Genomic DNA, 25,139 nt, shown 5'->3' with positions numbered 1-25,139 from the left:
AGACGTTGCGCGGTACGCCGGTCGGCGGCCTACGTTACTCGAGTTCCTCGGAGAGGCTCACCACATCGTCGTAGTCGAGACGGCCGTTCCCGTTGAAGTCGTACGCGTCTTCGTTCTCGCTGACTCCCTCCGAACCGAAGTTTTCGAACAGCGCGTCGACATCCTCGCCGTCAACCTCGCCGTCCCCGTTTACGTCCTCGTAGCGACCGTCGCCGTCGGGATCGGTGGGTGCGCCATCGCCGTCGACCGCGGGCGGGCCGGTCACGATTGTTCCCGACCGCGCCTCGGCGTCGATCGCGTCGCCGTCCTCGTCATCCATATCGTGGATTTCGACCGCGAGTTCGGTCGTTCCCGGGCGCCTGGCGCGCACGTCGAGCGACGCGAGGACGACGTTCATCGCGCCGGGCTGGAGGGCCTGCCCCACGTCGGCGAACCGGAGCGTCGCGGCCGAGCCGTCCGCGGCGACGGAGCTCTCCGTGACCGTCAGCTCGTCCGAGAAGGAGACGTCGGTGATCGACGCCACCGCTGGATCGGAGACGGTGACGGTAACGCAGCCGCCGGAGACGCCGGCCGGCAGGAACGACGCCGTCAGATCCGTGCTTGCGGTGCCGCCGAGATCCACGGCCGTGGAGTCGACGTCGACCAGCACGTTCGGCTGGTAGACGTACAGGCCGTCGTTGGGATACGATCGTGCGGGACCGCCGAAGCCGTCCTCGCAGCAGAGCACGCGGCCGTCGTCCATCACGTAGACGTTGTCCACGTTGCGGAGCGCGTCGTCCGCGTCCGCGGGCGAGTCGGTGAAGTCGGGGCCGACGATGACCGGTTCGAGCGTCGAGACGTTGTAGTCCAGTTCGAGTTCGCCGCGGTAGACGACGCCGCCGTCGACGCGATCCATCTGAATGTCGCCCGTGTCGTCGGCCATGTCGTCGTTGAACTCGGAGATGCCGAAGTAGACGAAGTCGCCGGGGCCGGCGCCGTCGATGCTGTCGACGCCCTCGGCTTTGTTGAACTCGATCGACGCGCCGATCTCCTTCGCCGCCGCACGGGTTTCGAGGAACGGTACTTTGCGGAGGTCCTCGTCGACGCCCCGCGGGCCGCGGCTCTCGAACTGCTCGGCCCACTCGACGATCTCCTCATTGGTGACGTAGTTCCGGTTGCCGTTCTTGATGACCTCCCGATCAGCCTCTTCGAGCGCGGTTTCGAGGTCGTCCCGCCAGTCGGTTTCGGCGTGGGTTTCGAGGTAGTGCACCTGGGTGACGTCGTCGTACGTGGCGATCCACCGATCGATTTCCGCGTTACTCGCATGACCGAGTTCGATCCACTCGATTTCGAGGTTCACGTCCGCCGGGGAGTTCCGCTCGCCGGAATCGGCGACGGACGCCGCGTCGTTGGTTATCTTGGGGGCATAGAGGGTTCCCTCGAGGTCCATCGGGTCCTCGTAGCCCGGGATCGGCTCATCGGCGACGAACTTGTAGATACCCTTGCTGTCGCCGTCCGAGCAGCCGTAGACGGTGCGCTCGTCGCCCAGGAAGTCCGGCGCTTCCCACGAGGCGCGGCCCATCACGTAGTACTTGATCGGCTCGGGGACGTCCGCAGCTGGTTCGCGGAAGTCGACGTGGTAGCCGTACCGGTACGGGTTCGGGTAGACGTCGCCGATGGGGGTCGTGTCGTTCGTCTCGTCGTCGGCCTGATCGACCGGCTTGGCACCGAGGTAATATGCGAGGAACTCGACGCCCGTCAGCGCCCAGTCTCCCTGAGGGATAAACGACTCGTCGTAGTACTCGTCGATCGCGTCGACGATCTCGCTCGGGTTCGGTCGGTTCCAGAACTGGCACGCACCGATCATCCCTTCGCCAGAGCCGGCTTCGATGATGTCGCTCACTGTGTGCGTGAGGGAGACGCGTGGGTGCGCGTAGTTCTCCTCAGAGGAGACCATCGTGTTCCACGGCGTGAGGTTGCCGTAGCAGTTGATCCGCGTCCCGCCGAGGTCGCGGAGCGGCTCGGTGTTCGCGAGGTTGATCGCGTTGTCGAGGTCAGCCTCCCACTCGCCGTCCTCAGACTGGGTGATCGGGATTCGGGAGACGTTCCCGGGACTGTTCTCCCAGTTCGTAAAGAGGTAGCCCTCGGTTCCCTCGTCGTTCGTCGCCACGAACTGGTTGCAGTCGGGGTTGGTCGCCGCGTCGCCGTACTGCGTACCCGCGAACTCGTCCGTCGTGATATCGGTGCCGTCCGGCGTCTGGGTGACTCCGAGCCGCTCCGTTCCGCCGTTTATCGATTCTCTCGATTGGGCGAGGAGCACGTACTCGCCGTTGCCGGAGCGAACGACGCTCTGCTCGTCCCTCGTCTGGGGCGTCGACACTTCCGTGAAGTCGTCGTTGTCACCATCTAAGTCGAACTGAAAGCCGCTGAAGTAGCCAATTCCCGCCCTGTTGTACGGCTCGGGGTTTTCCTCGCTCGGGTGCTGGAGGCTGTACAGCAGCCCCCCGTTTTCGAAGACGAACGGGCCGGTCACCTCGGCGCCGAACGCCGTCGTCGAGAACCGCTTGAGATCCCCCTTGACGCTCGGCGCACCGGGTGTATCCGACTCGTCGACTTCCTCAGCGTGTTCCGCGCTCGCCACGCCGGCTACGCTGGCACCGAGCGCGGCGGCTATCGACGTTTCCATCAGATTTCGTCTGGTAAATTCCATGATACATTTCTAGTATTATTCTTATTATATAAACAGTTATCTAAACGATATTGTCATGATTTTAGATAGTAACGTAATGTTGAATAAATAAGTGGGCGAAGGGAGTCCCGCCGAAACGTACTTGTCGTAGTTCGGTTCCGTACTGTCACGCGCTTCATCCGCGTCGGCTACGCACTCGTCTGAGAGTCGACTCTCGCCACCGCGCGGGAATTCGACGAGGACACGGCTTTTTCTTCGGCGCCAGGGGGTAATCTGCACCCCCTGGCACACCGCCTGACGATTTGGTCGCCGATCTCGGAAAAACAGGGCCTTGGTAATTACGAAACCGTGCATCTGTCGTTATGATCGAGCAGAGGTTGTACGGATGCCTTCGTCGTGGGGTCAAGAGTTCAGCCAACGGGTGGGAGATAGGGTCCCACCGTGGGAACTTAACACACCCGCGCGCATACGGTCACCAATGTCGCCGTACGAACCGGTCGAATCTCCCGACGAAACGACGATTTTCTCCTATCACAGTTTGACCCCGCCAACAACCCGAGAGATCTACGAGGCGCAGAGAATCGTTCGACGGTATCTTCCGCGAACCCCGTTGGTGCGTAGCGAGAGTCTCTCGGCGGATCTCGACGCCGACGTCTACCTCAAGCGTGAGGACGTGCTGCCAACGGGTTCGTTCAAAATTCGCGGATTTTACAATCTCGTCGCGAACCTCAATCGGGAGTTCCGCGAGAGGGGGCTCATCACGTCCAGTATGGGGAATCACGGCCAGGGGATGGCGACCGCCGCCCGCGAGTTCGATGTTTCGGCCGTCGTCGTCGTCCCCGAAACGTTGGAGAACCCGACCAAGATCGATGGAATGAAACGACTTGGGGCGACCGTCGTCCGGCATGGCCAGGACGTCGACGAGGCCCGTGAGCACGCCGAGCGGGAGGCGGCCGAGAAAGGATACCGATACGTCCATGGCGGAAACGAACCGCACCTGATCGCCGGGCGCGCGAGCGCCGGTCTGGAAGTGATGGAGGACTGTCCCGACGTGGATGTCGTGATAAATCCCGTCGGAGGCGGGAGCAGTGCCGCAGCGTACGCGCTCACCGTCAGCAAGCTCCTCGGGGCCGACGTCGTCGGCGTTCAGGCGGCGGGGGCGGATGCGGTTTACCGGGCGTGGAGCGAAGGGATCATCGAACTCCAAGACCGCGCCGACACGTTCGCCGAGGGAATCAAAACGCGAACGCCGTTCGCGCTGCCGCTCGGGATCATGCGAGAGCACCTGACCGAGATGGTGCTCGTCGAAGACGACGATCTTCGGGCTGCGATCCGCCAACTCCTCGTCGACGATTCAGTGTTAGCCGAAGGGGCCGCCGCAACCAGCGTCGCCGCGGCGCTCCAACTGGGCGATACGCTCGCCGGGAAGACCGTCGTACTGCCGATTTCGGGGAGTAACCTCTCAGCGGAGAAGCTCCGAGAGATACTCGCCAACCGATAACTCCGTCCGGTGGGGCGATCGTCCGAATTCGAGCGGGCGCGGCGCGCGACGACGCCATCGGAGCGACATCGTCGCCGACGAACGAACGGCGCGTCGTGGGGACTCGAACGAAGAGTCTGAGAGGGCCATTTCACTCGAGATCGACGGCAGACGACCGCGCGTGAACATCGTCGCGGCCGAGCACGTCGCGAGAAACCGCCGAGAGCACCGCCTCGGTCAGTACGTCGACCGCGATCGGGAGCGACGCCTCGTCGACGTCGAACGTGGCCGTGTGGTGGCCGGTCGGATGATCCGTGCCGACGATGGCGTATGTCGCCAGACCGCCATGCGCCTGAACTTCGCGCATTAGATAGGTCGCATCCTCACTCGCGCCGAACCGCGTTTCGTCGACGACACGGTTGACGGCCGGATGGCCTCGCGCAGCCGCGCTAACCAGGGCGGCCAACTCGGGATCGCTGTCGGCGCGCGGTGCTTGCCCTTCAATAGTCACGTCGGCATCGCACCCATGCATGTCGGCGGCGGCAGCGACGGCGTTCTCGAACTCTCCTTTCGCGTACCCCATCAACTCCGTCGTCTCGCCGCGAACCTCGGCTTTCACTTCGATTGGTTCCCCCAGCGCATTCGGCGTCGTTCCCCCCTCGACCCGCCCTATGTTGACCCTGGACGTCCCATCGGCGTGTCGCGGGATGGAGTAGACGCTCTGGACCGCGGTGCCGAGGGCTTGGATCGCATTCCGGACTTCGTTCGGCGCACGACCGGCGTGGACCGACTCCTCTCGGAATGTCGCGATTAGGTTGCTGACCGCCAGCGGTTCGATCATCCCCGCGACCACCTCGCCGGTCGGGTGATCGAGACCGACATGGACCACGAAGAGATAGTCGACATCCTCGATGTGTTCGCTTTTCGCCATCGGTCGACCGCCTCCGGCTTTCTCCTCCGCCGGCTGGAAGAAGACCGTGAACGTCCCGGAGAAGTCGCTCTGGGTTACGGCTTCGAGCACGCCGAGGCCGATGGCCATGTGAGCGTCGTGACCGCATGCGTGCATCACGCCACCGTGGCGGGACCGAAATCCTTCGGACGCAGGCCGGTGCGTCACGTCGGTCGATTCCTCCCGCAGGAGACCGTCGATGTCGACGCGGAGGGCGACGGTTGGCCCGTCACCACGGTTGAGCACCGCGACGGCGCCGGTACAATCAGTAAGGCGTTCGAGCAGATCGTGGCTGGCACCGTTCGCGCGGGCTCGATCGCGCCACGCAGCGATCTGGGCGGAATCCGGCACGGCCAGCCGCTCGTCGGGATTCATCGCCGTGCGGCCAAGGTAGAGCTGGTCGACGCCAATGCGTTCAATCTCCTCGGCGAGTCGGCAAGTGGTGTAGAACTCCCGCCACGCCGGCTCGGGATATCGGTGAAACTCACGACGAAGGTCGGACAAGCGGTTGCGGATGTGGGCGTTAGCGGTCATCGGTTACGTAATTGCAGGCGAGAAAGCCTCGCCCTTAAGGGCGGGGATGAATCGCCGTCATCGTCTACTTTCAGTGTGTGGCATAGTCTTAGGTGCTCTCCGTGCGGTCCTATACCTATCCGACGCGGCCTGTCCGCGCCCATACCGGGACAATCGGACAAAATCGGACTTCCCGACCGATGCTCGAAGGTACCCCTTCGGGATAGGTTGGGTACCGACGCTAAACAACCAAGTACCTCCGAATCTGCCGACAATCGTTCGTACCCTGCCGGAAACGGTGGGAGCGTCCGATTCGAGGATAGGAGTAACGGCCACTTGGCATGGCCAGCACCTCGTCGGTGTGCGAACCTTAAACATCCCAACTCAGCGGGCCTTCGCTCGTGGGAATCCTCGCCCTTCAGGGTGGGGAGGATGTCAACAGTCTCGTTCGTCCGGGTAGCGGGAGCGTGACACTCCGTGTGCGTGGATACGAGGTTCGCTACCTTGGTCGGGGTATGGCGAAGATGACTGCGGTCGCAAGCGATATGAGTCCTGGGGTGGCGGAGACGAACGTAAGTACTTAACCATCGACTTGACATGTTCCAAATACAACGCCTCTGCTCCGACGCACCAGACAACGGATTGACATCCTCCCGCGCCTCAAGACGCGGGAATCCTTACACGGGGGGTCTGGCCCGAGTGCCGTCCCCACCGTAAGCGACTTTCCGCTAAACCGGGAGCGTACTCTGGTGTGTGCTTCTTTGGGACTTTCCCTCGCGGGAGCGTGTGGTACCGCCAACCATCCGGGGTCGTCCTACTCGAATCGCACGGGCCGTGCCATCGGCCTTGGTTCGTAGTCTTGCCGTCTTAGAACGAATTGGCTACAAGGGGGAAACCGCCGCAGAACCGTCTGACGAGTACGACGCGTATCTCGAACTTCACGTCGAACAGGGGTCCTACCTCGAAGAGAACGACAAAAACGTCGGCATCGTCACCGGCATCATCGGGTTCACATGGGGCGCAATCACGTTCCACGGGGAAGCGGATCACAGCGGGCCGACACCGATGCACTATCGACACGATGCCCTCGTAGCAGCGGCGGATGTTATCACCCAGATTCGCCGCATTCCGAGCATGCTCGGTGAGCATACTGTCGGTACGGCTGGGTACATCGAGGCGCACCCGAACTCCATCAATACGATCCCCGGAGAAGTCACTGTTACGTGGGGATTTCGCGATCCGACCGACGAAGTCATTGAGCAGGCGTTCGACCGCGTGCTTCGGGAAGCCAAGTGTGCCGCCGAGCGAGAGGGAGTAGACTGGGAATGGGAGGAGCGAATGCGCGCCCCTTCGGTCGAATTCTCTGATCGATGTATTACGGCTGTCGAGCAGACGGCCGCATCCCGTGGGTACGACGGAATGCGGATCGTTAGCGGCGCTGGCCACGATGCGACGCACATGACCGATCTCATGGACACCGGCATGGTGTTCGCGGTGAGCGAGCGCGGGAAAAGCCACAGCGAAGAGGAGTACACCAGTTGGGACGACTGTTATGCAGCGGCTGACACGCTAGCGAACGCGGTACTCGCTCTTGCGATGGAGTGAACCAATACCGCCGCTCTGTCCCACGTCAAACCGGATTTCCGCCGAAAAGCGAACTTCAGAGGTGTTAGCTCAACGTCCGCAAATGATTGTATATCTTGAACGGTGTTCAAACGAATCTTTATATTTTGGGAGAGGAATCACAGTCACATGCCATCTCAGGACGGGCCTCGACGAGTCGACGCGGCAAACATCCCCCACTGGTACGATCCGAGCGGTGACGTCCTGACGCTCACGAACGGAGAGGGAGTACGCGTCTGGGACGAGGAAGGCACCGAGTACCTCGACTTCAGCTCACAGCTGTACTGTACGAACCTCGGGCACGACGAAGATTCTGTCATCCGGGCGATGACCGACCAAGCCGAACGAATTCCCTACGTCTCCTCTGCGAAACGCTCCCCGCCGCGCGAACAGTTAGCGACCCGCCTCGCCGAAATCGCGCCCGGCGATCTCTCCCACACGTTCTTTTCGGTCTCGGGGAGCGAAGCCAACGAGGTGGCTGTCCAGCTCGCCCGCGAGTACAAAGACGCCTCCACAGTGCTCACACGCTGGCGCTCGTACCACGGTGGAACATACGGCGCGGGAAGTCTCACGGGCGATCCGGCGACGCGCGCCACGGTCGAACGCCACGCATCGACCACCGGTGCCGCGAAGTTCCTGCCACCGCTCCCACGCGCCTTCGACACTGACAGCCCCGAGACGCTCGCTCGTCGGGCGGGCGAGCATCTCGAGTTCGTCATCCGGAACGAGGGGCCGAATTCGGTCGGCGCCGTGCTCGTCGAACCCGTGGCCGGGAGTAGTGGCGCGTTCCCCGCTCCACCGGGGTATTTCGCGCACGTCCGGGACCTCTGCGACGAGTACGACATCATGTTGATCGCGGATGAGGTCATCACCGGCTTCGGGCGATGCGGAGCCTGGTTCGGAATCGAAACGGAGACGATCGACCCCGACATGCTCACCTTCGCGAAAGGGATTACCGGTGCGTACGTTCCGTTGGCGGGCGTCATGGTACGCCCGGATCTGGCGGCGTTCGTCCGCGAGGAGGGCTTCGATCTCGGACAGACGTTCGGCGGTCACCCGATCGCGTGCGCGGCCGGGATCGCCGCCCTCGAAGCGTACGCCGAGGGCCCCATCGAGAACGTTCGCGACCTGGAGCCCGCGCTCCGAGACGGGCTGGGGGAACTTGCGGCGACGTACGACGTCGTGAGCGACGTCCGCGGTCGAGGATTCCTCTGGGGGATCGAATTCGCTCACCCCGAGACGGGCGAGCCGTTCCACGATCCACGCGTCGATCAGGACGCCAATCCGGTCTCGGACGTTCTGAAAGCCGCTCGGGACCGGGGCGCGCTCTTCGGCGGCGGCCGTCCGTTGTTCCAGATCATCATCGCCCCCCCGCTGGTAGCGACCCGACGGGACATCGACGAGGCGTTGGCCGCTCTCGACGAAGCGATCGAGGTGGTCTTTGGGTGAGGTAGAATCTTAGGAGGTAGTTGGAGTACCTTTCGTATTTATATAGATGCGATGAAATTCACCGCTAACGCCGTCGACGACGTAATCATATTCGTCACCGGCGGTAGTCGTGCATTCGAGAACGTGGAATGGCCGATACAATAGCGTCCGTGATCGCACTTCCAACGTCGGCGTTCGAATGAGTTTAAGACGTTGCTGTGTGATTTCGAAGAGATACGTCCGCGCAGCGCTTTCTACATCCACAACCGAATGTGAGGTTGAGAGTACGTTCCGAGGTGGAACGGAACGCCGGTTCGGTGTCGGCTGCTCGTCGACAAGTAACTCCTTTTCATTGATCAGATCCACCGCGCAGACGACCGTTTCACGAAACGAGTTGAGAAGCGCATCCGCTTGCACCTCAAACTCGAAGATCCCGTACGGGTAATACAGTAACGCGTGCGGAGCCGCAGCGGCCATGTCCGTATCGGACTCGGTGAGAATTTGAACGGCATCATCCGCGGTGACGCGCAGAGGAAATGATTCGATTGTCTCCATGAGCGTCCCCTCAGTCGGCGGTTGAGTGGCGTCCGCGCGAGGTCACCGACGCGGAATTCGGCATCTGTTCCACGTGTCTCGCAAGTGCCGTCGCTTCCGGTGCGAGCGACGGTGATGACTTTTGCGCTGTACCGGTTGGCGCTCCGATCGCATCACGCGCGAGTTGAATCTCCGCGATAACCTCTTTGTCCGGCGGCTCGGTGAGCAGCGTGACAACGATAAGCGACAGGAAGGAGATGACGAGTCCAGCGAAGAACGGATGGACTGCGGTTATCTCCTCGAGATTCCACGCCGTCCAGACGATGTTCGTCCCTGCGCCACCGATCATCGCCGCGAGGGCACCCGGCCAATTCGCACGATCCCAATAGACTCCAGCGACATTAGGAACTAAAAATGCCGTCCCGAGGCCGCCAAATGCGAAGATGACGAGTTCGAAGATTCCTGGCGGCTGAACGGCGGCAACGATAATCCCGACGATCCCGATCACGAGGACGAGCGCACGCGACCACAGTAACATTTGCCGGTCAGCGAACTTTCGTCGACTGAACCGCTGGACGACATCGCGTGACAGGATCGATCCCGCCATGATAAGGAGCGAATCGGCCGTGCTCATCACCGCAGCCATGAGTGCAGCGAGAACGATCGCCGCAACCACGGTCGGGAGAAGCCGAAACGCCAGCGTCGGAATCGCCATCTCCGGATCGCTAAGGTTCGGGAGAAGGACGATTGCGAGAAGCCCGAGCAGATAGGGCTGGTAGACGAAAAAAGTGTTATAAAATACGTTCCAAATCGTCGCCTTTTTTGTCGTGTCAGCATCCTTCATGCTGAGATGCCGAACGACCGCGTGAGGGAGACCCATATAGCCGATCGCGTAAATAAGGACCGCTCCGGCAACGACGCCGAACTCGCCGGCGTGTTCCAATCCTTTCCCCCAAATAGAGAGATAGGTGGGATCTTTCGCAGCGATTCGCTCGAAAAGGGGGGAGACGCCGCCAACGGACAGTAGTCCTGAAATGAGTATGAGATTGATGCCGACTGCCATCACGATAGCTTGGAACGCATCGGTCCAAGCGACGGCCAGGTAGCCGCCGAGAAACGTATAAAGGACGATAATCCCGGCGCCGACCAATAATCCATACAGGAAGGGTAGTCCACTAATGGCTTCGATCGCTTTCCCGGCGGCGATGAACTGGGCAAACACGTACGCAGAGAGAAAGACGATCGCGATGATCGCCCCGACGATTCTGACGCTGGGGTGAGGATACCGATCCTCCAGCCATTCGATTGGAGTGAGCGAACCGAGAACTTCGGTGATTTGCCGAAGTCCACGGCCGAGGATGCCGAGATTTACCAATCCGCCGCCGAAATCACCGGCGGCGTACCACAGCGCCCAGACGCCCTGTTTGAACGCCAACGCTGGTCCACCCATGAACATAAATCCGCTCATCGAGGTGGCTTGTAACGTCAAGGCAGTTACACCACTTCCAATCGACCGACCACCCAGGAGAAAATCGTCCAGGCTATTCAGATGACGATTGGCAACGAATCCGAATCCAAGAAGCGCCAGAAGGTACAGAACGAACGGAGTGATAAGTAGCAGATCCGCCATGCTCAATCCTCCCGGACGATCGATTGACGGCGCGCAGCCCGTGTCGCCGCTCGCCGTTTCTCCCGGTCGTGTTTGTTCATCCGATAGAGACTGATTCCCGCAATCAGCCACCAGAAGGGTATCCAGAAGAAAAGGGCGATAAACGTTCCGAGCGGGAGTCCAAATACACTCATCCCAACCACCCTTCTGATGAAATATGTACTGATAAATCGGAATCTATCTTGAATATATTTCGAGTATCTGTCGACAACATGTATTTTGTTCTCATATCCTGGTATGCGTTAGCTATTCACTCTCTATTAAAATTTACTGAAATAGTAAGAAATCAGATGAATATCGCCAATCCTCACTGTCCACTTTCACGAGCGGGCAGTCCTGCTTCAAACAGCGCGAATACAAAGTGGAGAGAAGATCGGTTAGTCGGTGCGGCTGCCGATGCCGGCCCGCATTTGCTCGGACATGTTCGAGATTACTTTTCGATCAGTTTTCAGTTCGTTCATGACGAACTGTGAGGACGTCTCGTTAACCCCGTCGATGCTTATGATCTCGTCGATGAGATCGTTCATCTGCGTACGGTTCTGAACCCGAGAGATCACCACGAAATCGACATCGCCCATCGTGTAGTAGACCTGCTCGACTCCCTTTACTGCGGAGAGGCGTTCGCCGATCTCCTCGGCGTAGCCGCGCTCGTGCGTGACCGACACGTTCGTGATCACCATCATATTTAGCCCGAATGCGAGCGGATCGAGCGTTGCGTTTACACTCTTGATGACGCCGCGTTCACGATGCTTTTTGAGCCGATAGTGGATGGCGGACTTCGAGAGATCGAGCTCGTCCGCCAACTCCTCAAGACTCTTATCGAAATCGTCCTCGACGTGCTCGAGCAATTGAAGATCTTTTTCGTCGAAATCACCTTCGTTAGGCGCTGAAGAATCCATCAGCAACCCGTTGATCCCGAACATTATTTAATCTACTGCTGAATAGTTCGACTGATATTCGAAAAGATTCCGGTCGCAATCGGAAATCGTAGACGTTTTTCATTCGTTTGTTTCCAAACCGAATCGGAACTATCCCCGCCCCTGAGCGTGAATCAGGGAAGTGATGAGCGAGTCACTCGTCCATCGCCGCATCCGAGACGTCGAGCGCCGCATCGAGAGTGCCGACCGCCTCGTCGATATCCGCTTCTGTAATCGTCAACGGAGGCGCGATAATGAGCGTGTTGATCATATTTGCAACGTATGTGCCCTGGGCGTACGCTTCGGCAGCGACCTCGTCGACGACCGTCGACCCTTTCGAAACCTTGTCTTCCCGGCGACCGAACGGCTTTCGGTCGTCCTCCCTCTTCGTCAGCTCGATACCGCGGAATAGACCGACGCCGCGGGTGTCTCCGACGCTCGGATGGTTCGTCGCGAGTTCGTCTAAGCGCTCGCCCAAGTACGATCCGACCTCGCGGGCGTGGTCGATTACATCGTTCTCCTGGTACGCTTCGATCGCAGCGAGGCCCGCAGCGACCGCGACGGGGTGTCCCGAATACGTGTGGCCGTGACAGAACATATTGTCCTCGAAGTAGGAGGCGATCTCGTCCGTCACGATCGTTGCGCCCAGCGGCGCGTAAGCGCCAGTGAGACCTTTCGCCATCGTCATGATATCCGGCGCGACGTCGAAGACGTCACAGCCGAACCACTCTCCGGTCCGCCCGAATCCGGACATGACTTCATCACAGATCAACAAGGCGTCGTGCTCGTGTGCAATCCGCTTTAAGTTTGGGAGGTATTCGTCCGGGGGAACGAGGATACCGTTCGATCCCACGATCGGTTCGACGAGGACTGCCGCGACGGTGTCTCCCTCGAGCATCAACATCTCCTCAATGTAGTCGAGACTCTGCATCGGATCGAGCGTCGAACCGTACGCGTACGGGTCCGGCGCTTTGATCATCCCGGGGATACCCGGCTCGGCCATCAACCGGCGAGGATCTCCTGTGACGCTGATCGATCCGTAAGTCGCACCGTGGTACGACCGGTATCGGGAGATGATTTTCCGCTTTCCCGTGTAGAATCGGGCGATCTTAATCGCCGCTTCGACGGCTTCCGTCCCGCTGGTTGAGAAGAATGTCTTGGATAGGTCGCCGGGTGTGATTTCTGCGAGCTTTTCTCCGAGGCGGGCGCGCGCTTCGGTGGTGAATCCCGGCGCAAAATACGCACCCTCGCGCGCCTGTGAGGCGATCGCGTCCGCGACCGCGTCGGCCGAATGTCCGAGGTTTGAGCACATGAGTTGCCCCGAGAGGTCGATGCGCTCGTTTCCGTCCGCGTCCGTGAACCGAACGCCCTCGGCGCCGATGATCTGCGTTGGACTCACTTCGCTCTGGTACGACCACGTGCCGAACACGAACTCACGATCTAACCGTTCGATTTCGTTGAGCCCGTCTCCCCGTTCGAGCGCCGCTTCCTTCTTGCTAGTCATACGCTCGCAGATGCTGTCTCTTGAATGATTAATCTTTGGTCTACTGGCTCATTCTTGATACAATATCAATAGTATCCGCCATCCAGGAGAAGAATATTCGAATATGACCGGGAACGGCTGGATCGTAGGCTAACGTTTATTGCACGGCGTCGTAGATACTCACCCATGGAACCTTCGGAAATCCAGTCCGAGCACGTGACCGCCAGGAACTACGTAAACGGCGATTGGCAGACCCCGACCCAAGAAGGGCTCGACATAGCTAACCCGGCGACGGGCGCGCACGTGGGCACCGTTCCGTTCACGTCGAGGGCCAAAGTGGACGAGGTCGTCACGGCGGCACAGGCAGCATTCGAAGATTGGTCGCGTCGTCCGGTCGAAGAACGGATTCAGCCCTTGTTCGAATTCAAGCAACTTCTCGAAGAACGGCAGGACGAGATCGCGCGGATTCTCGTGCACGACCACGGAAAAACGCTCGAGGAGGCCCGCGGTGAGCTCCGGCGGGGGATCGAGAACGTCGAGGTCGCGTGCGGGATCCCGACGATGATGCAAGCGGGTCACCTACCGAACGCAGCGCCAGCGATCGACGAAACGGCGGTTCGGAAGCCCCTCGGCGTCTTTGCCGCCGTAACGCCGTTCAACTTCCCTGGGATGATCCCTCTCTGGTTCCTTCCGTACGCTGTCGCAACCGGGAATGCGTTCGTCCTCAAACCGAGCGAGCAGGATCCGCTCACCGCTCAACAGCTGTTCGAGCTGATCGACGAGGCTGGGTTTCCGGACGGCGTGATCAACCTCGTGAACGGTGGCGCCGACACGGTCGATGCGCTCATCGAACACGACGACGTCGCAGGTATTTCGTTCGTCGGGAGCACCCCGATCGCGGAACTCATTTACGAAAAGGCAGCCGCGAACGGTAAGCGCGTTCAGGCCCAAGGAGGGGCGAAAAATCACATTATCGTGACGGAGAGCGCCGATTTGGCGTTTGCCGCGGAAAAGACCGTGAGTTCGGCGTGCGCGTGCGCTGGCGAGCGGTGTTTGGCTAACGACGTCGTTCTCGTCGAGGAATCCGTCTACGACGAATTTGCTGATCTCGTCGTGACGATCGCCGCCAACCAGACGGTCGGGAACGGACTCGACGAAGAGACGGACATCGGCGCCCTCATCAGCCGTGAGCACGAACAACGCGTTCGTGACCACATCCAGACGGGTATCGAAGAAGGTGCGACGCTTCTCCACGACGGCCGCGACGTCACCGTCGAAGGACATGAGGACGGGAATTTCCTCGGACCGACGGTCTTCGGCGACGTGACCGAAGACATGGTCATTTCACAGGAGGAGATCTTCGGTCCGGTCCTGGGGCTCTCGCCGGTCGCCGATATCGACGTCGCGATCAACCGCCTCAATAGGAGTCGATTCGGAAACGCCGCCAGTCTGTTCACGACGAGCGGCGTCGACGCAAACAAATTCAAACACGAGGCCGAAGCTGGGAACCTCGGCGTCAATCTCGGGACCGTCGGTCCGATGGCGTTCTTCCACTTCGGCGGGCGGAAAGCGTCGTTCTTCGGCGACCTTCACGCCCAGGGAGAGGACATGATCCACTTTTACACCGACAAGACGATCTACATCGAACGATGGCCCGACGCCTGAGTGAGACGGATTCGAGTGAGGTCCCTCGATCGCGGTTCAAAGGCATCCGCCGGTGCGCTCCTCAATGGGCGAAAACGTCAGACCGGTAGCTCTCCGATGAGTTCAGCCGTCGAGACCGCCATCACTTTCGCCGCGGTGAGTACCTCTTCGACGGGTACGTACTCGTCCTCGACGTGGGCCTGTTCGAGAAGGCCCGGTCCGTAGACGATACACTCCTCGACGCCGGCGTTGTTGACGACGAATCGCTGATCGTCCGACCCGGGCGAAATTACGAATTCCGCCTCGCCGTGAAACGCCGCGACGTTCCGCGCATAGGTTCGGCTCACCTCGCAGTCCTGGGAGACGCTCGTCGGTTCAGCGAACATGATCTCTTCGTACTCAAAGGAGACCCCGGTGCTCGTCTCCGCGTCACCAATCCGCTGTCTGATCTCGCGGCGAGCGAGCTCGACCGATTCGTGGGGGACAAGAACCCGGTAGAAGGTCGCGGTGCAGCGGTCGGGAACGACGTTCTCGGAGTAGCCCGCGTTCACCATCGTCGCCGAGATGTCTGCTCGCCGGGAGTCCTCGGGAATGACTGGAAGGGAAGTCGTTCGCTCGTGGAGTTCCTCTCGATACTCCGCTATCCGCGTGAGGAAGTTATTCATCGCCGAGATAGCGTTCGTCCCCTCGTGGGCCATACAGCCGTGCGCTTTCCGTCCGCGCGCGACGACCCGGAATTTCAGAACACCTCGATGACCGAGACAGACGCGCGAGGAATCGAAACACTCGGTGTAGACGCAGTAATCGGTGTCGTCGAGATACCCTTTTCGGACGAGGTACCCGAGGCCAGTGAATCCCCCCGTCTCCTCGTCGATGGTCATACTCTGCGTGATCGAACCGGCGAGTTCGACGCCGGCCGCTTCGAGCGCGTCGATCGCGAGGAGGCTGGCGGCGATACCGGATTTCATGTCGCTCGCACCTCGTCCGTAGAGCCGCCCACACTCGAGATGGGCAGTGAACGGATCCCTCGTCCAGTCTTCACCGGCCGGGACGACGTCGAAGTGCCCCGTGAAATGAACGTTCGGACCGTTTCCGAACGGTTTGCGTCCGACGACGTTGACCCGCTCGTGATCGATTCGATCGGGATAGTGGCGCTCCACTGCTTCTTTTGGAACGTCGACGTACTCCACCTTGTATCCTCGATCTGCGAGCGCATCGCCGAGGAACTTCGCCCCTTCGCGGTAGTTTCGACCCGGGGGATTTTCAGTCTCGATTCGGAGAAAGTCCGAGAGGAAGGCGACGGTCTCGTCTCGTTGAGCGTCGACGGCGTCGTACACGTCTCGCCGAGTGGGCATCAGATGTCCCTCCCTCCGTCGACCTCGAGCGCGGTTCCAGTTATCATCGCAGCGTCGTCGCTGGCGAGAAAGATCGCCGCTGCGGCGACGTCGTCCGGTTCGGCGAGACGGCCGAGGGGAATCGTCTCCTGCATCCCCTCGACGCTGAGATCGCCGCCGGCAAACCCTGTCAGCATCGGCGTATCCGTCGCTACCGGGCAGAGGGCGTTCACGCGGACGTCGGGCGCGAGTTCGTAGGCCAGTTGCTTCGTTAGCGCGACCATTCCTCCCTTCGACGCCACGTACGCGGAGAGACCGGTTCGTGGCCGAATCGCCGCTGTCGAGGCGGTATTGAGAATGACGCCACCGCTCCTGCGCAGGTGAGGGAGAGCGTACTTCGCGCCGAGAAACGCGCTCTTTAAGTTCACGTCGAGGATTCGATCCCACTCGTCCGCAGAGACGTCCTCAACGGGTGTCGCTCGCTGTGGGATGCCTGCGTTGTTATGGAGGACATCGATGCGCCCGAAGGCTTCTATGGTCCGTTCGACCATCGTTTCTACGTCGGTCGCGCGTGACACATCCGCTTCGATCGCGAGCGAATCACCGCCGTCGCGCTCGATCCTGACCGCCGTCTCCTCCGCAGCGTCTGCGTCGACGTCTACGCAAGCGACGCGCTTCCCGCGCTCAGCGAACCGCTTGGAGACCGCCCGACCCATGCCGGAACCCGCACCGGTCACGATCACCGATTTTCCCGAACGATCCATAGTACGTCCAATCCTGGTTAGTGTTATCAAACTTCGGGTGGTCAACCGATTGATTCGTCTGATTTCCCAGGATCTAGTCAGACAAGCAAATAATATCCCGCTTTTCCTTAATACGTTGAATTATTATCAAATAACCATCGTCCGGGTAGTCCATCTCATCGTATGAGTCGCCCCGACGTCACGTTCAAGCAGCGGGACGATCCTCACCTCAGCGGCGAACCGGCAAGTCCAACCTGTGGCCACTATTCGCCCGTTTACAGAGGTTCGAGGAGAAAGCCCACGACTGTAGTCGTGGGAAACCATCACAAACGAGGAGTAGCGAACGACGACGAGCCTCGCGCACCGACCGGAACGGTATCGCTACATCCCTTCTCGCCGACGGCACCGCCGTCACGATCGGCCGCTTCGCCGCACATAACCCATCGGAATCTGCAAGGATAGTGCGGTCGATCGTTACATACAACCGTTACAAATAGCTGTTGCAAACAGTTGTAGCAAATATATAAATGAGGTCGCCGTGGCAGGGTCTAGCCAATAGCGAAGTGGTCGCGGACAGTACGGCCAGGGTCGCATCAGCCAAAAATGCGCCAGTACGACGAACAAACGCAGAGGAACGCTGCCGATTTTCAGCGCGGTCCCGCGTCCATCTCGTCGCGGAGGAAGCCGAGATAAACGTATGTGATGACGGCGCGACCACCGCCACCGTCTCAGCCGACCGACACGGCTTTGATCGTTCGGAAGGGACGGTCGTCCATAATGCAGGAGATCACAACGGACGGCGCACCGCCGAGTATCGGCCCATTCTCACAGGCGATCCGCGACGGCGACCGCATATATGTCTCCGGGCAGGGCCCGATCGATCCCCAAAGCGGGGACGTCGTCGGCACGGACGCGGACGAACAGACGCGTCGCACGCTCGAAAACGTCGAGGCCGTCCTCGCCGCGGCGGACGCCTCCCTCGCCGACGTCGTCAAAACGACGGTGTTTCTCACGGACATGGACGACTACGACGCCGTCAACGAGGTGTACGCGGAGTACATGAGCGACCCGTACCCCGCCCGGAGCGCGGTCCAGGTCGTCGAACTTCCTGTCGACATCCGCGTCGAGATCGAAGCCGTCGCGACGACTAGTGCGTAGCTATTCTCTTCCCTTCGGGCCACTCACCATCGGTTCACGGGCGTAGAATCGTTTTTACGACGATGTCGTCGTCGTCGCCGGCGGCTTCGATCTCGACGCAGATGTCCGCACCCTCGTCGCCGGTGCACTCGCGGGTGCGTGCCACTGGGTCCTCGAGGCGGACGTTGAGCGTGATACTGTATAGCCCGGTAGAGCACCTGGTGCGAGAACGCAAGCGTGGCCGAAGACACCTTCGCCGTTTGCGACCGTGTCTTCTCGCGAGAGCACCTTCTGGAGGTCGGGGACACCGCAGCGAACACCGCCACGTCGTCGAGGAGTGCGCACCGCTCCGCGCGGAGGCGAACCGTCCGCGGGCGTCCGACGATGGCGATCGTTTGCACGCTCCACGCTGAGTCATTTCGTTATGTCAAATATTCGCGCCGCATGGAGATTCCCTCTCGACGTCATCCCAGCTGAGCCGATCAAACGCTCGTGAACGGTCGCCGCCTGCGATCGTCGTTCGCCGCAACTGCGCGTCAAAGGTTCGCTTCGAGTCTATCGAGGACGTACCGTCCCTCCTCGTCGGTTAGACACATCGGGTTAATGCTGAGCGTCCCCTCGGATACCGCGTCCGCCCCAACGAAGATGCGGGGATCTTCGCGTCGTAACCGGCGGACGAGATCGGCGGCCGAGACGCCGGCGGCTCGATCGATCGACAGTTCGAGCTCCGGGGCGACGCTGACCTTCCCGCCTCCGGTGACGGCGTGTGTAACGTCGTCGAGAGTCGACGCTCGCTCGGCGAGTCGCTCGATGCGCTCGGACCACTCGCTGCGCAGGCCATCGTGATCCTCGTCGACGAACGCCTTCAGCGCGACGATGAGGCCCGCGAGTTCCTCCTTACCGACCTTGAGCGAGCGGCCGATCCCCTGTCGGGGCACCCCGTCGAATCGCCCGACGTCGATCAAGTCGGCTGGCGGGTCCCAAACCGGTTCGGAAGCGTGCATGTCGAGGTGCTGCAGAGCGGCCGACTCGACGAGATCGGCCCGCCCCGCGAGGATGCCCGTCGACTGCGGTCCGCGGATCGCCTTGCCACCGCTGAAGACGATCAGGTCGGCCCCTGCCTCGACGAACCGCGTGAGATTGCGCTTCGGTGGCAGTTCGGCGGCGGCGTCGACGATAACCGGAACGTCGAACTCGTGGGCCCGCTCGCAGACGGTCTCCAGCGCCGGTTCAGTGTACTCCTTTTGAACGTACGCCACGGCGGCGGTCTCTTCGGTTATGGCGTCTGTGATCTCCCACGGTTCGACGTTCGTCGCGCCGGTTCCGAGGTAGCGGTCGTTCGTCCCGACGTCGACGATGGTCGCCCCCGCCGCGCGGAGGGCGTGGTCGTAGCCGGTACGATGGGTTCGAGCCATCACGACCTCGTCGGCGACGCCGTCGGTGTGGGGTAGACGGTGCATGGCACCGAGGTCGTCGCGAGCGATGCAGGCGGCGGCCGCGAGCACCATCGCCGCGGCGGCCCCGCTGGCGACGTATCCGGCCTCGGCGTTCGTACACTCTCGAATGAGTTCGCTGGCCCGAGCCTGGAGGTCGGATATGCGCGCGAAGGAGTTCGCTGCATCGCGCATCGCTTCGGCGGCTTCGGGGCGGATACGACTCCCGCCGATGCGGGTCTTCGTTCCGGCGGCGTTGATGACCGTCGGCACGCCGAGTTCGTCGTAGATAGTTGCGTCTGGCTCCATGTGTTCGTCGCCCAGACGTCCCCGGACTTCATTAAACGGTTCGGGTCAGCGGAAGGCGGACAGGCCGTTCTCCTCTGCTCCGACCGGTACATTCCCGACGCGTCACCGCGAGCCGTGACCGTCCGACGCATCGTTGAGGAGGGATGCGATCCGTTCGGCCCCTCGTTGCATCGGTCAGGGTCTCCCGTAACGCACGACGCCGTGGGCGATTCGCTATCGATGACATGTAACGAGCGGAAGCCCACGACTTCAGTCGTGGGAGGATGTCAACCGGCGGTGTTTGCTCGTGGCCGCGGTGCAGCATCACCGGAAGCTGGCTCTGTTTGTAAGTGGTTTGTGATTGGGAGCACAGAGGAGGAGCGTGAGAGACACAACGGCGAGAGCCATCTCCTTCACTCGGACGTGCCACGCTCGGCCTCGGATTGTCTGTCCTAGAGTGGCGACACTGGAGGGACCTCCCATGATAGATAGTGCGAGCGCATACCCGCGCCTTACAGCGCGGGTATCTACCTTGAGGTTTGTATGAAACCAGCGTAGACCAGTCAAGCGTTTGGCTACCGGGGCCGATGCAGCCCGTCAGTGCTCAATCTCCCGAAGGTTGATACGTGGGCTCTTGATACGGAGACGTATGCCGAACTCCAAACTACGGCGGAATGGGTGGGCGACGGTCGGTCTTAGTCTTTCACTGATGTTCGCCGTCGGTGCGTTCGTCTACTTTGCACTTGCGGGGACACCGGTGCGCGGTGCGGTGATTGGACTTCTAGTTTTGTTGGCCGGTGTGTGGGAATTCCGACGGAAATTACAAGACACCATCGTCGCCGATTTGTATGAGGCGGAAGCGGATGCACAGCAACGCGAGAACCGCCAATAGCTGTGTTGGACCCCAATACGTTCAAGCGGCCGATCGCAGCGACGCCGACCGCTAGTCGGGGATTTCATACCCCATGGTTAGGTACCCTCTCGCATGACCGGGAGTGACGAGCCGATAGCGGCGATGGAGTGGTTACTCGACCGCTTCGAAACCGACGACGACGTCGCGTACGCCGAGGTCGGGGCCGTTTCGCAGGCGAAGACGGACCTCATCGTGACCGAGAACGGCCCGCGGGACGAACTCACGTTCGACGAAACTGGCGTCTGGTGCCGTGTCTTCGCCGACGGAGCCGCTGACTACCGGTATACGACGACGTTAGACGAGGCGGCGTTAGCGGACGTAGCGGATAGAGCAGTTCGCGGCGGCAAATTTCTCGCACAGGCTGACTCCGCCAGATTTGATCAATTCACCACCCACAGAGCCGTCCACGGCGGATGGGCGACTGATCGAATCGACGACGTGCCACTAGAAACAAAGCGGTCGCTTGTCGAAGCCGGTCTTGCGACGGCCGGCGATGTCGACATCGAACGTCAGTGGGTCAACTACGCCGATACACACATTGAGGAGACAATGGCGACGACCACTGAAAGCACCGTCCGCACGACACTGGACCGTGCGAGCGTGGAGTACACCCTCGCCGTTCGGGACGGTCCACCGGTTCGACGCCACGCCGGGTCTACGGAGGGAGCAGCGTTTCTGAACGACCTCCACGACGTGTTCGAAGCCGCGGCCGTCGACGCGCGGGCGTTTGAGCAGTCTGTCGCAACTGACGTGCCAACCGGTAAGATGACAACTGTTTTGAGTCCGTGTGCGGCGGGGCAGTTATTCGCCTTTGTTTCGCGCTACCTCGAAGCCGATATGAGGGATATGGGTCTAAGTCCGTATGAAGTCGGCGACGAACTCGGTCCTGAGTCGCTAACGATAGCGGACACCGTTCATGCTGGGTCGTGGGCCGCACGCGGCTACGATGCTGAACTCCGACCGACAACCCCAGTACAACTAGTCAAGAACGGAATTGTGACCCGATATCTTCACAATACCACTACTGGGGCCGAAGCAGACGTGTTCCCCGCCGGAAACGCGGTGCACAGTGTCAGCTTTGAACAACCGCCACGGATTCATGCGCGTCATTTAGAGGTCGCACCTGGCGATGCAACTGACTCAACCCTCTGCGACGGGGCCGACGTTCTTGTCGAACGATTCGATGATCCGTGGGTTCGTGACGAATTCGAACGCGTCCAGCGGTCGGGCGTCATGCCTGCCAGCGCCCTCTATGCACGGGATATCGACCGGAAGACTGACGACCGAATCGGCCGAGGCTGCGCCGCGTTCCCCGTTGCGGAGGGTTATCGCCTCCTAAATGGCGATCGCGCTGGCTATATTGAGGGTGTGTCTCTTGTATATGATCCTGCGACGCTCCGCGGAGTAACCGCCATTGGAGATATTCGCGACACCGTCACAGGCGTCGACGAGAAACACAAGTCGCATATTCCGTACGCGGTGACCGCGCCCGGCATTCGCCTCCGGACGACGTTTCGGCCCGTCGAGTAAGCACGGAGAGGATGCCACTAGCGTCAGTCGTCCTGATCCCGCATCGTCTCGTTGGTGATGGTACGGATGCGAAGTGGTTCGGCCACGAAGGTGTCCACTTTGACATCCTCCCCACGCTGAAGCGCGAGGAGTCCTCCGTGGGGTCGTTCGAAACGGCGAAGCCGTTTCGTGATGACGGAAGACCGAAGGTCTTCCGAATCACGTCGGGCGCTCCGACGCTACCCCGGCGGTAACTTCTTCCCCGGAGGGAGTACCGGGTTCGTGAGCACCACGTCGGGGCGGTGGGCGCATGACGACGCCAGTCCGTCTTAGTGCGGACTCCCCCGCTTGTGGCTCCACACACGCCCGGTCGCCCAACCGCAACAGGGGCGACCGTCCGGACGTGTGCGTTCGGTCCCGCCCTTTCGACGGGGCCGACACGGGCCGTGCCATCGACCGGACTCCACCAGACCGCATCGGCGGAGTGGACAACCGCGAATGGGGTAGTTTTTGATTGCTCGGTGGCGAATTCGCCGCCAAGCCAGGTGGCACACGACGGCGGTTTCCCCCGGCGCTCGTACAACCTCGCCCAACCGCATCCACGCCCGGAGCGTTTTGACACGGCGCGACTACGGGAGGGACCCCGGATCTCCCGATTGAGAGTTTACGCGATTGGCTTACCGCCGTGTGCGACGCCAGAGGGCCTAACATTTGTGGTTTTCGGGCCGGGCCTATCGCTCGACCCCGCCCTAAAGGGCGAGGCTTGCGCTCGAAATTCACGTCATCGGGAGTTTTGGCCCCAAATTGGCCGTAGAAGTCGTTTATACGCTTCCTGAACTGTTCCGACCGGCATCGGTGGCGTCAGTGTAGTAGAGATCACTAGCAGAAGATGTTCAGGGGAATGATTTCTGCAGGAGGTATGACCCACGAGCACATCATCATCAGCGTAGCAGTCGATGGTGTTATGTAAGTTCGTTACGGCTTTTCACCCATGGGGATTATCAGTATAATTGATTACTGAGAAGAAAGACGCCAACTACACGACTAAATACGACCACCATGTATCATAAAAACACTATTAAACGGTGTGGGAATTATCCCAATACAAGACAACAAGTCAGTCAGAAACAACGGACTACTCCTGTCGTGCCGAGTCGGTTGCGTGATTTGCCAAAAGAGTCACAGCACGTTTCGAGAGTCCAGACTAGCACGATTATTCGTCTGAGAGACCTATGAAGGTCGGCACAGCAGAGTCAGTGCCCGGTGAGGTTTCTACTGGCTACTTGTCCGTCACTACGTTACCGACAGGGCAACCAGAACAGGTCCCAGTCATCATTGTCGACGGGGAAGACCCGGGACCGACAATCTGGGTGACCGGAACGATCCACGGTGATGAGCCGACCGGAATGACAGCGATACATGAGTTCGTGACCCACATTCGAGATAAGTTGCTTCAAGGGACCGTCGTTTGTGTCCCGATCATGAACCCATCTGGGCTCCGGACGAACGCTCGAACCTCGTACTATCACGATGAAGACCCAAACCGGTACTTTGGACTCCAGAGTGGAACCGACGAGATACCTCCGAGCGTCCAGCGGTTGATATGTGAGCGCGTGTACAAGGTTATCAGGGCAAGCGCAGATGCGGTTATCTCGCTTCACACATCCTGGATCGCGACGTACCCGTATACGATCCGCCCACGAGTGACCTACGGAGATCACCGAGAGAAAACGACAGCGATCGAGTTACGTGACCGTATTGTCGAACTCACTGATGCGTTCGGCCTTCCTGTCGTCAATCAATTTGGTTGCGACGAAACCAAGCGGCGGTCACTAGACCATACGTTAACTGGCGCAGCCGCCACCGAAGATGGCATTCCGGCGTTCACTCCGGAACTCGGTGGGCGGTTCGTTGTAGAACAAGACGTCTGTGAGGCGGCCGTCGGCGGGTTGCACAACGTACTCTACGCGTCTGGGATGGTTGCTGAACCGGTGACGGTCTCGGCAGAATTCACCCTTCCTGCCGAAAATGATCTTAAACGGTCTGTGCATCCACACACAGACACGGCAGGAATCGTTCGATACAGGGTACAAGAGGGGGAATCGGTTGAACCGGGACAGGTGGTTGCAGATATCGTCACTCCCCACGGAGAAACGAAGACGCAAGTGAGAGCCGAGCACCCAGGATATGTCCTCAGTCGCTACGAAGGCGTAGCAGTCTACGAGAACGATCCCCTCCTCGATATGGCAGTTCCAGACGACGAATCGTTATTGCGGAAACACCCGGTGTGACCGCTCTTGTAGAGACGATCGATGAGTCGAGCGATCGTGCCAGTGAAGGTACGGCCCACGCCAATCCGTACGGGACGCGCGTACGACGCCGAAGTTTGACCGACAACGCTGCCGCAGGCCGTCTTGGACTGAGGACGCAACCGATGACTACACAATACGATGTACGGGGGTGAACTACCCCCACCTACCGCGCTCGGGGTTACCCACCCCTCGCTTCTTGAGGTGGGAGCTTCCTCGGTCACCGACGCGACTTACAGATTCACACGGAATCCACAGCGGTCGCAGTCTCCAGAGGCGTCGATTCAGCCCGTCCCATGCCTATCTGACCCCACTGCGCAGTGCGTGCGAGGAGTTGAACCCCCAACCCGTTCTACTATCATGCACAGTACCGCATTGGTGGGATAGTACATCACGCTAGCGCACACGTCAGAAAGCCGAAGACGGCGGGCGTATCCCTTCCTTCCTCGCGCCGTCAGCGCTCGGTGAGGAAGGCGCCTTATCCGCCTGCAATTCAGGTAAATCGACGGCGTCTCGATGGACTACCATTTGAGGTGCTCCAGTCCGCTTGGACTGAGCGCTCGAC

Annotated in this window: 16 protein-coding genes and 1 pseudogene; 8 read left to right on the top strand and 9 right to left on the bottom strand. The window is 60.5% G+C overall.

The genetic code is table 11. The features are described from left to right. Nucleotides 1-34: 34 nt before the first annotated feature. Nucleotides 35-2,665 (bottom strand): alkaline phosphatase PhoX, encoded by a 2,631-nt coding sequence (locus C3L37_RS05820; RefSeq protein ID WP_129113681.1) that lies wholly within the window; start codon nt 2,663-2,665, stop codon nt 35-37. A 481-nt stretch (nt 2,666-3,146) separates the two neighbouring features. Between C3L37_RS05820 and C3L37_RS05815 the strand changes: the two genes are divergently transcribed. Further along, nucleotides 3,147-4,169 (top strand): threonine ammonia-lyase, encoded by a 1,023-nt coding sequence (locus C3L37_RS05815; RefSeq protein ID WP_129113680.1) that lies wholly within the window; start codon nt 3,147-3,149, stop codon nt 4,167-4,169. Nucleotides 4,170-4,299: 130 nt separating this feature from the next. Here C3L37_RS05815 and C3L37_RS05810 read toward each other — a convergent pair whose 3' ends face one another. Beyond that, a complete protein-coding gene (locus tag C3L37_RS05810; protein WP_129113679.1) occupies nt 4,300-5,631 on the bottom strand; it encodes an amidohydrolase in 1,332 nt (443 codons plus the stop codon). An 846-nt stretch (nt 5,632-6,477) separates the two neighbouring features. Between C3L37_RS05810 and C3L37_RS05805 the strand changes: the two are divergent. Further along, a pseudogene (locus C3L37_RS05805) lies at nt 6,478-7,215 on the top strand (hydantoinase/carbamoylase family amidase); the annotation flags it as partial. Between the two features lie 147 nt (nt 7,216-7,362). Continuing rightward, on the top strand, nt 7,363-8,682 hold the full coding sequence (locus C3L37_RS05800; protein WP_129113677.1) for an aminotransferase family protein: 1,320 nt from the start codon (nt 7,363-7,365) through the stop codon (nt 8,680-8,682). Nucleotides 8,683-8,691: 9 nt separating this feature from the next. Here the strand turns inward: C3L37_RS05800 and C3L37_RS05795 are convergent, their stop codons facing one another. From C3L37_RS05795 to C3L37_RS05780, 4 genes are all read right to left on the bottom strand, one after another. After that, nucleotides 8,692-9,216, bottom strand: coding sequence for a hypothetical protein (locus C3L37_RS05795; RefSeq protein ID WP_129113676.1), 525 nt, complete (start codon nt 9,214-9,216; stop codon nt 8,692-8,694). A gap of 10 nt (nt 9,217-9,226) precedes the next feature. After that, entirely contained in the window at nt 9,227-10,825 is a 1,599-nt protein-coding gene (locus tag C3L37_RS05790; protein WP_129113675.1) for a sodium/proline symporter, read from the bottom strand. A 416-nt stretch (nt 10,826-11,241) separates the two neighbouring features. Further along, a complete protein-coding gene (locus C3L37_RS05785) occupies nt 11,242-11,787 on the bottom strand; it encodes an Lrp/AsnC family transcriptional regulator (RefSeq protein ID WP_228546123.1) in 546 nt (181 codons plus the stop codon). Nucleotides 11,788-11,935: 148 nt separating this feature from the next. Continuing rightward, nucleotides 11,936-13,285, bottom strand: a complete 1,350-nt coding sequence (locus tag C3L37_RS05780) for an aminotransferase family protein (protein ID WP_129113674.1) — start codon at nt 13,283-13,285, stop codon at nt 11,936-11,938. Between the two features lie 165 nt (nt 13,286-13,450). Between C3L37_RS05780 and C3L37_RS05775 the strand changes: the two genes are divergently transcribed. Continuing rightward, on the top strand, nt 13,451-14,929 hold the full coding sequence (locus C3L37_RS05775) for a CoA-acylating methylmalonate-semialdehyde dehydrogenase (protein WP_129113673.1): 1,479 nt from the start codon (nt 13,451-13,453) through the stop codon (nt 14,927-14,929). 77 nt (nt 14,930-15,006) lie between these two features. Here the strand turns inward: C3L37_RS05775 and C3L37_RS05770 are convergent, their stop codons facing one another. Both C3L37_RS05770 and C3L37_RS05765 read right to left on the bottom strand, forming a co-directional pair. Further along, nucleotides 15,007-16,263 (bottom strand): ArgE/DapE family deacylase, encoded by a 1,257-nt coding sequence (locus C3L37_RS05770; protein WP_129113672.1) that lies wholly within the window; start codon nt 16,261-16,263, stop codon nt 15,007-15,009. Continuing rightward, on the bottom strand, nt 16,263-17,006 hold the full coding sequence (locus C3L37_RS05765; protein WP_129113671.1) for an SDR family oxidoreductase: 744 nt from the start codon (nt 17,004-17,006) through the stop codon (nt 16,263-16,265). Before C3L37_RS05765 ends, C3L37_RS05770 begins: the two co-directional genes overlap by 1 nt. A 756-nt stretch (nt 17,007-17,762) precedes the next feature. Here C3L37_RS05765 and C3L37_RS05760 point away from each other — a divergent pair. Then, nucleotides 17,763-18,143 carry a Rid family detoxifying hydrolase gene (locus tag C3L37_RS05760; protein ID WP_129113670.1) on the top strand — a complete coding sequence of 127 codons (381 nt, stop codon included), beginning with the start codon at nt 17,763-17,765 and terminating at the stop codon, nt 18,141-18,143. A 515-nt stretch (nt 18,144-18,658) separates the two neighbouring features. On the opposite strand, the gene C3L37_RS05755 is transcribed toward C3L37_RS05760, so the two are convergent. Further along, on the bottom strand, nt 18,659-19,864 hold the full coding sequence (locus C3L37_RS05755; RefSeq protein WP_129113669.1) for an aminotransferase class V-fold PLP-dependent enzyme: 1,206 nt from the start codon (nt 19,862-19,864) through the stop codon (nt 18,659-18,661). 628 nt (nt 19,865-20,492) lie between these two features. On the opposite strand from C3L37_RS05755, the gene C3L37_RS05750 reads away from it, so the two are divergent. The 3 genes from C3L37_RS05750 to C3L37_RS05740 all read left to right on the top strand — a co-directional run bounded on the left by C3L37_RS05750 (nt 20,493) and on the right by C3L37_RS05740 (nt 24,556). Beyond that, nucleotides 20,493-20,735, top strand: coding sequence for a hypothetical protein (locus tag C3L37_RS05750; protein WP_129113668.1), 243 nt, complete (start codon nt 20,493-20,495; stop codon nt 20,733-20,735). Between the two features lie 93 nt (nt 20,736-20,828). Further along, a complete protein-coding gene (locus tag C3L37_RS05745; RefSeq protein WP_228546122.1) occupies nt 20,829-22,286 on the top strand; it encodes a metallopeptidase TldD-related protein in 1,458 nt (485 codons plus the stop codon). 1,211 nt (nt 22,287-23,497) lie between these two features. Continuing rightward, a complete protein-coding gene (locus tag C3L37_RS05740) occupies nt 23,498-24,556 on the top strand; it encodes a succinylglutamate desuccinylase/aspartoacylase family protein (protein WP_129113667.1) in 1,059 nt (352 codons plus the stop codon). Nucleotides 24,557-25,139 lie beyond the last annotated feature (583 nt).

This window comes from Halegenticoccus tardaugens (assembly GCF_004116405.1).
Classification (GTDB): Archaea; Halobacteriota; Halobacteria; order Halobacteriales; family Haloferacaceae; genus Halegenticoccus; species Halegenticoccus tardaugens.
The sequence above is the reverse complement of the archived record's forward strand: the minus strand, read 5'-3'. Positions and strand labels throughout refer to the sequence as shown.